The 14,178-nt window shown below is 38.6% G+C and carries 15 protein-coding genes and 1 tRNA gene; 15 read left to right on the forward strand and 1 reads right to left on the reverse strand.

Features of this window, described 5'->3' with window-relative positions; all coding sequences use genetic code 11:
* Positions 1-21 precede the first annotated feature (21 nt).
* Positions 22-93: transfer RNA gene (locus tag GA0061074_RS06035), tRNA-Asn, on the reverse strand.
* Between the two features lie 398 nt (positions 94-491).
* Between GA0061074_RS06035 and GA0061074_RS06040 the strand changes: the two genes are divergently transcribed.
* The 15 genes from GA0061074_RS06040 (at position 492) to atpH (ending at position 14,129) form a co-directional block, all read left to right on the forward strand.
* Positions 492-1,214, forward strand: a complete 723-nt coding sequence (locus GA0061074_RS06040) for a MucBP domain-containing protein (protein ID WP_092462858.1) — start codon at positions 492-494, stop codon at positions 1,212-1,214.
* 20 nt (positions 1,215-1,234) lie between these two features.
* Complete coding sequence (gene manA / locus GA0061074_RS06045) at positions 1,235-2,200, forward strand: mannose-6-phosphate isomerase, class I (protein WP_092462860.1); 966 nt, start codon at positions 1,235-1,237, stop codon at positions 2,198-2,200.
* A 151-nt stretch (positions 2,201-2,351) separates the two neighbouring features.
* Positions 2,352-3,704 (forward strand): MurT ligase domain-containing protein, encoded by a 1,353-nt coding sequence (locus GA0061074_RS06050; protein WP_092462862.1) that lies wholly within the window; start codon positions 2,352-2,354, stop codon positions 3,702-3,704.
* Positions 3,705-3,708: 4 nt separating this feature from the next.
* The gene (locus tag GA0061074_RS06055; RefSeq protein WP_092462864.1) at positions 3,709-4,416 is read left to right on the forward strand and encodes a type 1 glutamine amidotransferase; all 708 of its coding nucleotides are present in this window, start codon (positions 3,709-3,711) and stop codon (positions 4,414-4,416) included.
* A gap of 209 nt (positions 4,417-4,625) precedes the next feature.
* Complete coding sequence (locus GA0061074_RS06060) at positions 4,626-5,228, forward strand: thymidine kinase (RefSeq protein ID WP_092462866.1); 603 nt, start codon at positions 4,626-4,628, stop codon at positions 5,226-5,228.
* 24 nt (positions 5,229-5,252) lie between these two features.
* Positions 5,253-6,338, forward strand: a complete 1,086-nt coding sequence (gene prfA, locus GA0061074_RS06065) for a peptide chain release factor 1 (protein ID WP_092462868.1) — start codon at positions 5,253-5,255, stop codon at positions 6,336-6,338.
* 4 nt (positions 6,339-6,342) lie between these two features.
* Positions 6,343-7,203 carry a peptide chain release factor N(5)-glutamine methyltransferase gene (prmC, locus tag GA0061074_RS06070; protein WP_092462869.1) on the forward strand — a complete coding sequence of 287 codons (861 nt, stop codon included), beginning with the start codon at positions 6,343-6,345 and terminating at the stop codon, positions 7,201-7,203.
* Positions 7,204-7,205: 2 nt separating this feature from the next.
* Positions 7,206-8,234 (forward strand): L-threonylcarbamoyladenylate synthase, encoded by a 1,029-nt coding sequence (locus tag GA0061074_RS06075; RefSeq protein ID WP_092462870.1) that lies wholly within the window; start codon positions 7,206-7,208, stop codon positions 8,232-8,234.
* A gap of 30 nt (positions 8,235-8,264) precedes the next feature.
* Positions 8,265-9,515 (forward strand): serine hydroxymethyltransferase, encoded by a 1,251-nt coding sequence (gene glyA / locus GA0061074_RS06080; RefSeq protein WP_092462871.1) that lies wholly within the window; start codon positions 8,265-8,267, stop codon positions 9,513-9,515.
* Positions 9,516-9,559: 44 nt separating this feature from the next.
* Positions 9,560-10,189 carry a uracil phosphoribosyltransferase gene (gene upp, locus GA0061074_RS06085; protein WP_092462872.1) on the forward strand — a complete coding sequence of 210 codons (630 nt, stop codon included), beginning with the start codon at positions 9,560-9,562 and terminating at the stop codon, positions 10,187-10,189.
* Between the two features lie 310 nt (positions 10,190-10,499).
* Complete coding sequence (locus GA0061074_RS06090; protein ID WP_092462873.1) at positions 10,500-11,777, forward strand: solute carrier family 23 protein; 1,278 nt, start codon at positions 10,500-10,502, stop codon at positions 11,775-11,777.
* Between the two features lie 302 nt (positions 11,778-12,079).
* Positions 12,080-12,790, forward strand: coding sequence for a F0F1 ATP synthase subunit A (gene atpB, locus GA0061074_RS06095; protein ID WP_092462874.1), 711 nt, complete (start codon positions 12,080-12,082; stop codon positions 12,788-12,790).
* Positions 12,791-12,828: 38 nt separating this feature from the next.
* A complete protein-coding gene (gene atpE, locus GA0061074_RS06100; protein ID WP_002828033.1) occupies positions 12,829-13,047 on the forward strand; it encodes a F0F1 ATP synthase subunit C in 219 nt (72 codons plus the stop codon).
* A 24-nt stretch (positions 13,048-13,071) separates the two neighbouring features.
* Positions 13,072-13,587: a F0F1 ATP synthase subunit B gene (gene atpF / locus GA0061074_RS06105; RefSeq protein WP_092462875.1), complete on the forward strand. Its 516-nt coding sequence runs from the start codon at positions 13,072-13,074 to the stop codon at positions 13,585-13,587.
* The gene (gene atpH, locus GA0061074_RS06110) at positions 13,587-14,129 is read left to right on the forward strand and encodes an ATP synthase F1 subunit delta (RefSeq protein ID WP_092462876.1); all 543 of its coding nucleotides are present in this window, start codon (positions 13,587-13,589) and stop codon (positions 14,127-14,129) included. Before atpF ends, atpH begins: the two co-directional genes overlap by 1 nt.
* The last annotated feature ends 49 nt before the right edge of the window (positions 14,130-14,178 follow it).

The raw sequence follows: 14,178 nt of genomic DNA on the forward strand, positions 1-14,178 counted from the left end.
TTGATGTTTTTGACTATGTAACTGCTCTGGCTGGGTTCGAACCAGCGACCTCCTCATTAACAGTGAGTTATTCTACCACTGAACTACAGAGCAATAATTATTTGAATCAATAAATTAACTATACAACGCATTTTATTAAAAAGCAACAATAAAAATGAATATTTTTTAATTTTTATTTTATTTAAAAAGAAATGACATAATAGACATTAATATTACTTTTATGTATAAAGCTAGATTAACTATTTACCATACTTTTAATGAAATTAAGCCTACATTACTAGTTGATTTAGATGCACTAGTTAATTAACACGTGACATTAATATACAATCTATAAAATTAAAAGTCAACAAGCAAAATGAAAATAATTTAATATTATTGATTAAATGAACTGATATCACAAGAAACACAAGGAAAAGTCGGAATAAAGCAAGAAAAATTATAATTTAATTGGTATGATAGAGGTAATAAAAAACGATGAGGGGGCAACGCAAATGGCTAACTTTCAATTAATGGGAATGCCAGTCTGGGTTTATGCCAAAGATATTGATACAAAAAGTACGATTGTCCGTACAAGATTAATTGAAGGACATGTGGGTGAAACATTTAATATCGAACCACAAGAAATAGAAGGATACCGTTTTGTATCAGCAGCTGGTGTCACTGCGGGTGTCTTTACTGAAGAAGATATGCACACAATTACATTTTATTATCGCCATGCCGAAGTTGCTGAAACAGAAGCATTAACTGATAAATATTTACATATTTTTTCTGAAGTACAGCCGGTAGTTTCTATTGATGATCAAACAGTTACTGGACAAAAATTATGGCCGGGGACGGTTGTTAAAGCCGCACAACGTATGGCCTCGCGAACAGGTGAGTTTTGGTATCAACTAGCCGATTCAAGATGGGTTAAGTATGATATGAAAACGATGAAGTTGGCAGATAATGATGGTCATAATGAACGCCCAGCCGCTGATTGGCAACGTCCTAATAATTGGCAGCCAGTTGCTTATAATGCAACGGGCGTTATTGATTATATTTCGGGGGCTGAGGTTGCGGTTTATGCACAACCATATGGTCGCGAAATTGGACGTGTTGCACATGGTACAGCGGTTGAGGTAACTGAAATGGTTATTGATTCAGCACAAGTAACTTGGTATCACGTTGCACAACAGGGTTGGATTTCAAGTATTTATGTATCATTGAACGCTTAGTATATCATTGGGGGAATATTATGACGGAACCATTAATTTTAAAGCCAACGTTACACGAGAAAATTTGGGGAGGGACGGCACTTCGTGATGTTTATGGATTAGATATTCCATCAGAAACGACAGGTGAAGCTTGGGTTATTTCTGGTCATCCTAATGGAGTCGTATCCGTTATAAACGGTAAATATGCTGGTAAATCAGTTGCACAACTATGGCATGATGAACCACAATTATTTGCCAATAAGGATGTTGAACGTCCGTTCCCATTATTAGTGAAAATTTTGGATGCGCATCAAGATTTATCTGTGCAGGTGCATCCAGATGATCAGTATGCGAAAGCGCATGCTGGTGAGTTGGGTAAGACTGAGTCATGGTATATTTTGGCTGCTAAGCCTGGGGCTACGATTTATTACGGACATACAGCAACAGACAAGGCGGCTTTTGACCAGGCTGTTGATGAAGGCGATTGGGATCACCTGCTACAAAAAGTACCCGTTAAAGCTGGCGACTTCTTTTACGTGCCATCAGGGACTTTACATGCACTAGGTGAAGGTGTTTTAACTTTAGAAACACAACAATCTTCAGACGTTACTTACCGTGTATATGATTTTGATCGAGTTGATGCAAAAACTGGTCAAAAACGTGATTTACATTTGGCGGATGCAAAAAATGTGACTTCTGTACCATTTGTGCCGGAAAAGCCCGTTCAAATTGTTTCAAATGTCGGTGATTTAACAATGACTAATTTAGTGTCTGCACCATACTTTAACGTGGTAAAGTGGGAAATTGCGGGTAACGCAACCCTTGAGGCGGTAGCACCATATACTTTAGCAACAGTTGTTGATGGTGAATTAGATTTGATTGTTGATGGGGTTACGTATCATCTAAATAAGGCGGCTAGTTTTATTTTGCCAAATGATGTACAAACATGGCAATTAGATGGTGAAGCCACGTTGTTGACAACGACACCTGGTCCACAATCATTGTAAATTTAAAATGAGTAAGTACACCAACGGTAAATGATTAGCGGTGGTGTTTTTATTTATTGAAAATGGTAAAATTTGTTAGATGCTTATATTAAGCAATTAATTCTAATATATGAAAATAAGCGTGACTAACTGACACGATTGGGAGGATGGCATGAGCCTTAAAAGTGGATTAGCAACTTTTGTTGGTAAAAGTACACATACGCTATTGCATAATATTTTACATCGCGGTGGTACGTCGCTACCTGGTAAATTAGCGACTAAAATTGACCCGAATGTAATGCAAAGTTATGCTGAAAAATATGACGTTATTTTAATTACAGGTACTAATGGAAAAACATTAACGACCACGTTGACTACACGAGTGTTACGTGAAAAGTACGCTGACGTAATTACTAATCCTTCTGGATCGAATATGATGCAAGGAATTACGGGAACTATGTTGACGGCTAAACTTAAGGATAAAAGTCAACGACCAATCGCTTTGCTTGAAGTTGATGAAGCAAATGTTGAGGAAGTAGCTCGTCAATTGAAACCAAAGGCGTTTGTTTTAACAAATATTTTTCGCGATCAGTTAGATCGTTATGGTGAAATTTATACAACGTATGAAAAGATTTTAAAAGGAATTCGTTTGTTCCCTGAAGCGACAGTGATTGCAAACGCTGATTCACCTATTTTTATGCGTGGTGAATTACCAAATCCAAAGGTTTACTTTGGTTTTAACCATTTACCAGCAACAGGCAGCATGCGTGCGCCTCATAATACCGATGGTGTTTTATCGCCAACAGATAATTCAATCTTACGTTATCACTTTATGACGTTTGGGAATCAAGGATATTATTTTTCAACAACGGATGATTTCAAGCGTCCGGCTTTAGATTATGCTGTGACAAGTTTGAATAAATTAACACCAGTTTCATCAAACTTTGATATTGATGGGATTACTTACCAAATTGAAATTGGTGGCATGTATAACATTTATAACGCCTTAGCTGCATATGCAGTAGGACGTTTCATGGGTGTTTCTGCTGAACAAATTCAACATGCTTTTTCTTCAAATGCGCAAATTTTTGGTCGTCAAGAAGCTGTTAAGGTCAAGGATAAGGAAGTCACGATTGTGTTGATTAAAAACCCAGTCGGTGCAAACCAAGTTATTGATATGATGAAGACGGATGATCAACCATTTTCAATGTTGGCATTGTTGAATGCTAATTACGCAGATGGTATTGATACTAGCTGGATTTGGGATGCTGACTTTGAATCTTTGCATGATACCGGCATTCAGGCAGTAGCAACTGGTGGCGAACGTTACAAAGATTTGTATGTTCGTTTGAAGATGGCTGGCTTTGGTGACCATCCTGTTTACCAAGATTTGCAACAAATTGTGCCTGCGATTGAAAGTATGCCAACGAAGCGGGTTTATATTTTGGCGACTTACACGGCGATGCTACAATTACGAGCTGAACTAAAACAACAAGGTTATATTAAGACAGGAATGGGAGATTAAATCAATGGCTGAATATGAAATTAATGCGGCTCATTTATATGGCGATTTAATGAATACCTATGGTGATTTTGGTAATATTGTTGCTCTGCGTTACTATGCACAACAGATTGGCATCGATGTTAAGCAACATATTGTGTCATTAGGGGATGATTTTGATGCCAAAAGCTATGACTTTGTATTGTTTGGCGGTGGGCAAGATTACGAACAAATGATTGTTGCTGATGATTTACCAAAGAAAGCGACAGCGCTACAAGCCTACATTGAAGACTATGGACCATTCTTAGGTGTGTGTGGTGGTTTTCAATTAATTGGTCAATATTTTATTTTGGCAGATGGTACCAAGGTGAATGGTATTGGTGCACTTAGTCATTACACGCTTAATCAACCAGATGGACGATTTATTGGTAATGTAACGATTAAAGATGAAGTGAACGGACTAGAGTATCATGGATTTGAAAATCATCAAGGCCGGACTTTCCTAGGGGATGATGAACGTCCCTTAGGTAAAGTTATTAAAGGAAAAGGTAACAACGGCGAAGATGGTGGTGAAGGATTGGTTTATAAAAATGCATATGGAACGTATTTCCATGGACCAATTTTAACGCGTAACGGTAATTTGGCGTTGCATATGTTGCAACTTATATTGGAACGTAAGTATCCACAAGTAGATTGGCAACAAAAAATTGCAACTATCACGCCAGAATTTTTCTAGGTTAAATAAGTTATAAATAAATGAAAAAAGAGGCTGTCAGTCTAGCATTGTTATAGTGATAGATTGGCGGCCTTTACTGTGTGTTAAACTTTGGTTCTAATTTATAATTAAGTTCAGAACAACTTTTCTCACACTTTTTTTTATTCACAATTTTGTTATACTAAAATAGAGTGTAAACTGGAGTTTTACAGGAGAAAGGCAGGAGAAGAATGGCGCAATTATTTTTTCGCTACGGCGCAATGGCCAGCGGTAAGAGTATTGAAATTTTAAAAGTTGCTCATAATTATGAAGTTCAGCAACGGCGCGTATTATTGCTAACGAGTGCGTTAGATAATCGCTCAGGGGTTGGTGAAATTGCTTCTAGAATTGGGATGCAACGCTCTGCCAGAGCTATTCATGCTGCTGACGATTTGTTTGAATTAATCTCAAAACAAGCTAGCATTGCAGCTGTGCTGATTGATGAAGCGCAATTCATGACTAAGGAGCAGGTATTACAGTTAACGCGTGTTGTTGATGAATTAGAAATACCGGTGCTAACGTTTGGTCTAAAAAACGATGCGTTTAACCAATTGTTCCCTGGTTCAGAAGCCTTACTCATTTATGCAGATAAGATTGAAGAAATGAAGACGCTTTGTTCATTTTGCGGTCGCAAGGCGGTTATGAACCTACGTTTTTCAAATGGTCAACCTGTATATGAAGGTGAACAAGTTCAAATTGGTGGCGATGAAGCTTATATGCCTGTATGCCGCAAGCATTATAATCACCCAGATTTAGCGGCTTTAGCGCGAAGAACATCAATAAATAAGGTATAAATTAAGTTAAAGGAATGACACATTATGGATGAAATTTTTGATCAATTACAATCTGTTGTGGATCGTTATGAAGAAGTTAGTGAAATGATTTCTGATCCCGACGTGATTGCTGATACGAAACGCTTTTTGGCGTTATCTAAAGAAGAAGGTAGTCTACGTGATACCGTTGAAAAGTATAAGCACTATAAAGAAATTACTGATGGTATCGCTGAAAATGAAGAAATTTTGCGTGAAGAAGCTAATGATTCAGAATTAGAAGAGTTAGCCAAAGAAGAATTAAAAGAATTACGTGCTGAAAAAGATACTGTTGAAGATGAACTAAAGATTTTGCTTCTACCTAAGGACCCTAATGATGATAAGAATATTATCATGGAAATTCATGGAGCTGCTGGTGGTGATGAAGGTGCTTTGTTTGCTGCTGATCTTTATGATATGTATGTTCGTTATGCTGAAAAGCAAAATTGGCAAGTTGAAATCATTGATGAGAACAAGACAGAAATTGGTGGTTATAAAGAAATTGTTCTGATGATTACGGGTGATAATGTCTATTCAAAGTTAAAGTTTGAAAATGGTGCGCACCGTGTGCAACGTGTGCCAGAAACAGAATCAGCTGGACGTGTTCACACATCAACGGCTACGGTTGGTGTAATGCCAGAATATGAAGATGTTGACATTGAAATTGAAGACAAAGATTTGCGTGTCGATGTTTATCGTTCATCTGGTGCTGGTGGACAACACATTAACAAGACATCATCTGCTGTACGTATGACACATTTGCCAACGGGAATTGTCGTTGCAATGCAAGACCAACGTTCACAACAACAAAATCGTGCCAAGGCGATGGAAATTCTAAAGACACGTGTCTACGATTATTATGCTTCACAGAATGAGGCTGAATACGCCGAAAAGCGTAAAACAGCTGTTGGAACTGGTGATCGTTCAGAACGTATTCGAACATATAACTATCCACAAAACCGTGTGACTGATCACCGAATTGGTTTGTCACTAAATAAGTTGGATCGTATTATGAATGGTGAATTATCAGATGTGATCGATGCCCTATTGATTGCTGATCAAACAGCAAAGCTAGAGTCATTAAAGCAAGGATAGAAATATGTTTGATGAACAATGGACGATTCAAGCAGTTCGTGAATGGGGTGATTGGCAACTTGAACCTTATCTTCACGATGAGACGGAACGTATGGCACAAATTGATTACTTGTTAACGGGTATGATGGATTGGAATTATGCACAACTAGCAAATAATCGTAATACAGTGTTAGAGGATGAAAAACGTTTGCGCTTTATGGTCGCAGTACGCGCAATTAAAGGTGGTCAACCAGTTCAATATGCGCTTGGTCATGCGGCATTTTACGGGCGTGAATTTAATGTTGATCGTCGTGTTTTGATTCCGCGTCAAGAAACTGAAGAATTAGTGGAATGGATTTTAAAAGACTACGCTGGTAAAGAAGCTAAGAATGTTTTAGATATTGGAACAGGTTCAGGAGCAATAGCGGTGACGTTAAAGGCTGAACGGCCCGCATGGCATGTTTTAGGATCAGATATTTCAGCGGATGCATTAGTTGTTGCAAAAGAAAATGCACAATTGTACGCACCAGATGTTCAATTAGTGACAAGTGACCTGTTTACAGATGTAACAGGGACGTTTGATATTATTGTGGCTAATCCACCTTATATTAGTCGTGATGAGCAGTTAGTGATGGATGAATCAGTGGTTGCATTCGAACCGGACATCGCGCTATATGCAGATGATGATGGATTAGCATTGTATAAAAAGATAGCAACCGGCCTACTTAATTACCTAAATCCTGGTGGTGCAGCATATTTTGAAATAGGTTATCAACAAGGAAAGTCCTTGGTTGATCTTTTTTCGGCTTTGCCACATGTACAGGTTACTTTGCACCAAGATTTAAGTGGTCATGACCGAATGATTAAAGTATTGCGGGAGATGTAAAAATGACAGAAACAAAAATATGGACAGTCGATGAAATGGACGCCGCTGCGCGTGCCATTAAACGTGGTTCATTAGTAGCCTTTCCAACGGAGACGGTTTATGGATTAGGCGCAGATGCTTTTAATGAAGAAGCAGTTGGAAAAGTATACGCGGCAAAGGGACGTCCTTCTGACAACCCATTGATTGTTCACGTAGCTGATCCAGAACAGGTTGATGAGTTTGCGATTGTTAACGAACAAGCGCAAAAATTGATGTCAGCTTACTGGCCAGGACCATTGACTATGATTTTGCCAGTTAAACCAGGAACTTTGTCATCTATTGTAACGGGTGGCTTGGATACGGTGGCTGTACGTCTACCTGACAATGATGCAACACGCCAATTAATTCGTGAAAGTCATACACCGATGGTTGGACCATCTGCCAATACTTCAGGAAAGCCATCTCCAACTTTAGCTAAGCACGTTTATCATGACTTGCATGGCAAGATTGCGGGAATTTTAGATGATGGGCCTACAAAGATTGGTGTTGAATCAACAGTGCTTGATTTATCTACTGATATGCCAGCTGTTTTGCGACCTGGTAAAATTACGCCAGCACAGATTGAAGCCGTATTAGGTACAACTGTAGATTCTGAAGTTCATCATGTTGCTGATGATGAAACACCAAAGGCCCCTGGTATGAAATATCGTCATTATGCACCAGATAAAGATGTTTATATGGTAGCGCCAGAAGATTGGACGCAAGCAATCATTTGGATGCAGGCACAGTTGGAACCAGTTGGTGTTATGTTGACGAATGATTTGATTGTTCAACACCAATTGGCAGGAATGGATTTCGTTTGGTCACTAGGTGATAATAATGAAACTGCTGCTGCTAAGTTGTTTGCTGGACTACGTTATTTTGATGATAAAAAAGATGTTCAAACTGTTTTGGTAGCAGCATTACCAAAACTAGACGTTAATGGTGCTTATAATAACCGCTTGGGGAAAGCTGCTGGCGGACATTGGATTAGTGAACTACTAAATGATTAATCTGTTTTGACTGATAAGGAGGTCAAGCCTATGACAAATTACCGTGAATTCGATCCACAATTGTGGGCCGCAATTGATCGTGAAGCTGATCGACAAGAACATAATGTTGAATTGATTGCTTCAGAAAATATTGCATCTGCTGGTGTACGTGCTGCGCAAGGTAGTATTTTAACTAATAAGTACGCAGAAGGTTATCCTAACAAGCGTTACTATGGCGGAACTGAGTATATTGACCAAGTTGAGCAATTAGCGATTGATCGTGTAAAAGAATTGTTTGGTGCAGAATACGCAAATGTGCAACCACATTCTGGTTCACAAGCAAATGCGGCGGTTTATGCTGCTTTACTTGAACCAGGTGATCATGTTTTAGGGCTTGATTTAGATGCTGGTGGTCATTTAACACATGGTTCGCCAGTTAACTTTTCAGGTAAAAATTACCACTTCCATGCATATGGATTGAACGATGATGAGTTGATTGATTATGATCAAGTAGCTACTTTAGCTGATGAATATAAGCCAAAGTTAATTGTAACTGGTGCCTCAGCATATTCACGGTTTATTGATTTTGATCGTTTCCGTGAGATTGCTGATTCAGTTGGTGCTTACTTGATGGTCGACATGGCTCACATCGCTGGTCTAGTTGCCGCTGGTGTACATCCATCACCAGTTGGCATTGCTGATGTTGTGACTTCAACAACGCACAAAACGTTGCGTGGTCCACGTGGCGGTTTAATTTTGGCAAAAGCGGAGTTGGGTAAAGCACTTAATTCTGCTATTTTCCCTGGTACACAGGGTGGTCCGCTAGAACATGTGATTGCTGGTAAGGCAGCTGCCTTTTATGAGGCAATGCAACCTAGCTTTAAGACTTATGGTCAACAAGTTGTTGCTAATGCTAAAGCAATGGCGAAAGTATTTAATGAATCAGATTTGGTACGTGTTGTTTCGGGTGGTACTGATAACCATTTGTTTAATTTAGATTTAACAGAAACGGGTATTTCAGGTAAGAAAGCACAAAATGTGTTAGATCAGGTTTACATTACGACAAATAAAGAAGCAATTCCTAATGATCCACGAAGCCCATTTGTGACTTCAGGTATTCGAATTGGAACGCCTGCAATTACAACGCGTGGCTTTAAAGAGGCTGAAGCAACCCAGGTTGCAGAGTTCATTTTACAAGTTCTAGCTAATCCAGATGATGAAGCCAATCTTGCTGAAGTAAAGCAGGCAGTGGTGGATTTAACAAGTCGTTTCCCGCTATCAGCGATTGAACACGCAAATTAAGATAAAAAGTTATATAATAAAGAAAAATGAAATGGAGCTTTTAAATGAGTAAGCTAACGGTTTTTGATCATCCACTAATTCAACACAAATTAACGATTATTCGTGATAAGAATGTTGGAACAAAAGAATTTCGTGAAATTGTCGATGAAATTGCTTCATTGATGGCCTACGAAGTAACCCGTGATTTGCCTGTTGAGGATATTGAAGTCCAAACACCAGTTGCGACAACGACGCAAAAGACGCTTGCTGGTAAGAAACTAGCAATCGTACCTATTTTGCGTGCTGGTTTGGGAATGGTTGATGGTATCATGAAGTTGATTCCTGCTGCCCGTATTGGTCACATTGGTATGTATCGTGATGAAGAATCATTAGAACCAGTTGAATACTTCGTTAAGTTGCCAGAAGATATTGATCAACGTGAGGTATTGGTTGTTGATCCAATGTTGGCAACTGGTGGTTCAGCTGTGATGGCAATTGATGCATTGAAGAAGCGTGGCGCAACTAAGATTAAGCTAATTACATTGGTTTCAGCACCAGTTGGTGTTGAGACAGTGCAAAAGACACATCCTGATGTTGATATTTACACAGCAGGCTTGGATGAAGGGCTTAACGAACATGGTTACATTATTCCTGGTCTTGGGGATGCTGGTGACCGTTTGTTTGGTACTCACTAATTTTATAAATAAGAACGCTTGTGACTCTGATGGATTTATTAAAGTTACAAGCGTTTTTTTGTTAGTTAATTATAGTTAAAACGTTTAACTGTATTTGATACTGTTTACTAACTCTGTTAACTAATATATAATAAAACATTGTAAATACCTTTAACTTGGTCCTGTGAGGCTAATAAGATTAACTTGTTTTGATTGGCTTTATTTTGCTGTCATGACAACTATCATATTAGAAAAATGAACCAAGCTGAGGTGTCTTATATGCCTCAGCTTTTTTAGTGTAAATAATGTGTCGGATGAAAGGAATAATATGATGGAAACAAAACGCGATGTCGTTTTAGATGTAGATGAAAAGCCAAAATTCTTGCAGTGGGTAGGGTTGTCGTTACAACACATGTTTTCAATGTTTGGGTCAACTGTATTAGTACCGTTGTTAGTTGGTTTGAACCCTGGTATCGCGTTGTTTAGTTCTGGGGTCGGAACATTACTACATATTTTAATTACCCAACGGAAGATTCCAGCGTACATGGGATCAAGTTTTGCTTTTGTTATCCCAATGGTAGCTTTGATGAAAACGACGGGATATCCGGGCGTTGCGACTGGTGTCATTTCTGTAGGAATCGTTTACTTAATTGTTGCAGTAATTGTTGGGCTGATTGGAACGGAATGGATTGAAAAGTTGCTACCACCAATTGTTGTGGGTCCTATCATTATGGTAATTGGATTGTCATTATCAGGTTCAGCTGCTGAATCTGCGACGTTATTGAATGGAAAATATGATTTGCGTGTATTCTTAGTCGCAATGATAACGTTAGGTGTGACGATTTTCTTTAACATGTATATGCGTGGTTTCTTAGGTTTAATTCCAATTTTGCTTGGAATTGTTGTTGGTTATGTTATTGCCATAATGTTTGGCTTAGTTGATTTACAACCTGTTACACAGGCAGCATGGTTTGCACTACCAGACTTTGATTTTCCTTTCATTGATTACAAACCAATTGTTCATTGGGATGCTGTGCTGGTTATGGCACCTATTGCATTGGTAACAATTACCGAACACCTAGGTCATTTGATGGTATTGGATGATTTGACAGGCCGTGATTATATCAAGGATCCTGGTTTGCATCGTACATTGGCTGGGGATGGTGTTGCATCATTGTTCGCTGGATTAGTTGGTGGACCTTCTGTAACGTCATATGGTGAAAATATCGGCGTTATGGCTATCACTAAAGTTCATTCAGTTTATGTTTTGATTGGTGCGGCTGTTTTCGCAATTTTGTTCTCATTCGTTGGTAAGTTATCAGCTTTGATTCAAACTATTCCAGGAGCTGTAACTGGTGGTGTATCATTCCTATTGTTTGGTGTTATTGCAGCGTCTGGTTTACGAATTATCGTTGAAAATAAAATTGATTTCAATTTAAAGCGTAACTTGATGATTTCATCATCAGTGTTGGTTATTGGAATTGGTAACGCATATCTTCAACTAGGACATGGTAATAATATTGTGCAATTCTCAGGTGTTGCAATTGCAACTGTCTTAGGAATCGTCTTGAATTTGATATTACCAGATAAGGCGATGTCAGAAAAATAATTAACAAGTAATAAAACCCGTGATGGATTAAGGACATCACGGGTTTTATTTGTAAGTTATGTCGTTCACATGAGTTCCTTTTTTGTATATGTATAGTCGTGTTATTCTTATTTGGAATACTTGGAATTGTGATATATCAACCTTTAATGAAAATAGTTGCAAAATTGGTACAAATTAGGGAAGTCTTAAATGATTGAATTACCGTCAAAAAGGGGTAATATAGTGGAGAAAAGTTAAACGGTTCTGCTTTTGATATGGGTACCGCTTGATTAAAATTCAAGAAAGGAATGAGGTGAATTTCATTGGAGAAAACCGCGACCTTTAGTATTGCGGGGTTAACGTTTGATTGGAATGTGGTTATTTCGACACTTGTTGTTGTAGCAGTTGTCTTTCTTCTAGCATTGTGGACTTCTCGTAAACTGGTTTTGAAGCCAGCGGGAAAAAGCAAGCAGAATATGCTGGAATGGGTAATTGATTTTACAAACAACATTGTTGATGGATCACTACCAAATAAGACGGGAAATGGATTGAAATTTTTCATATTTTCATTGTTTTTGTTTATCTTCGTTGGAAATCAATTAGGTGTTGCTTTTACAGTAGCTGTTAATGGCGATACATTTTTGAATTCACCCACAGCTAATCCGTTAGTGACAATGACCTTAGCATTAATCGCTATTAGTATTGCTCACTTCTTAGGTGTGGAAAAACAAGGTTTTAAGAACTATTTCAAGTCAGTTTATCTGTCACCATTTAGCGTTTTGCTCCCTTTGAATCTTATCGAACAATTCACGAGTTTCCTAACGTTAGGATTACGTTTATTCGGTAATATTTTTGCTGGTGAAATGGTATTGTCGTTGTTATGGCAATTGGCACAATCTGCAGGTGTGGTTTCCTTTGTACCAGCTTTTGTGTTAACAATCATTTGGCAAGCCTTTTCATTGTTTATTGGAGCCATTCAAGCGTTTGTCTTCGTCACTTTGACGACTGTCTATGTTTCAGAAAAGACAGAGTAACTACAGTAACTGTTTAAATTAATTGGAGGATTTTAAAGATGGATGTTGCAACCATTGGTGTTGGTGTTGCCGCAGCTGGTGCCGCAATCGGTGCTGGTATTGGTAACGGTATTGTTATTTCAAGTATGATCGCTGGTACAGCACGTCAACCTGAACTAGAAGGTAAGCTACGTACAAACATGTTTATCGGTGTTGGTTTGGTCGAGGCCGTACCAATTATTGCGATTGCGATCGCCTTCATGTTGTTAGCACGATAGTCAAAACGCGGAGGCCAACTAATTATGTTTAATCAAATTGTTCTAGCGGGTGCTAGCGAAGGGTTGGCTTTGGGTAACATGTTGTTTGTGCTAGTGGCATTCCTAGTGTTGATGCTTCTATTAAAGAAGTATGCTTGGGGACCAGTAGTCAAAATGATGGAAAAACGTGCAGAAAAAGTTGCACATGATTTAGATACTGCTCAAGATGCACGCGAAGAAGCTGAAAAGATGGCTGCGCAACGTGCAGAACAGTTGCAATCTGCACGCTCTGAAGCTAATGGTATCGTAGCCGATGCTAAAGAAGCAGCAAATCAACAACGTGATAAAATTGTTGAAGACGCTCAAAAAGATGCCCAGGCAGCAAAGGACCAAGCTGGTGCTCAAATTGCCCAGGAACGTTCTGAAGCCATGGCAGATATTAAGAGTGATGTTGCTGAGCTTTCAGTAACCATTGCACAAAAGATTATCCAAAAAGAACTAAAGTTAGATGATCAAAAAGCGTTGATTGACGCTTATATCGAAGGGTTAGGTAAGAAATAATGGCATTGGATCAAGCAACGATTGCTAAACGATATGCCGTTGCTTTGTTCGAATTAACCCATGATCAAGGAACTGATGCAGCGACTTTGGCTGAGTTATCAACAATTCGTGAAGTATTAGTTCAAAATCCAGACATCATAAAAGCGTTGTTATCTTTGCGAATTGATGAAACGTCGAAAACACAATTATTGCATATGCTTTCAGATGGTACGAGTCAAGTCGTAACAAATCTGATAAATATGGCATATGATTATCGACGTATGCAAAACTTACCAGCAATTATTGACGAGTATCAAACCTTAGTTAATAAGGCTGCTGGTATTGTCGATGCTGAGATAACAACGGTCGTGCCATTAAGTGATGAACAAGTTGCACGTTTAACTGAGCAACTTGTGAAGCGTTATGAAGCTAACGAAGTGCGACTAACGCAAGTCGTTGATGAAGACTTACTTGGTGGGGTTATTATTAAAGCTAATAACCAAATTTTGGATGGATCATTAGCAACGAAATTAGCTGCTATTCGTCAGAGTATTATCCGCTAGTAATCAAAATTTAGTAGCAATAAAGTTGTGTGTAAAAAAACGCACTATA

The organism is Weissella bombi (assembly GCF_900094835.1).
Lineage (GTDB): Bacteria > Bacillota > Bacilli > Lactobacillales > Lactobacillaceae > Weissella > Weissella bombi.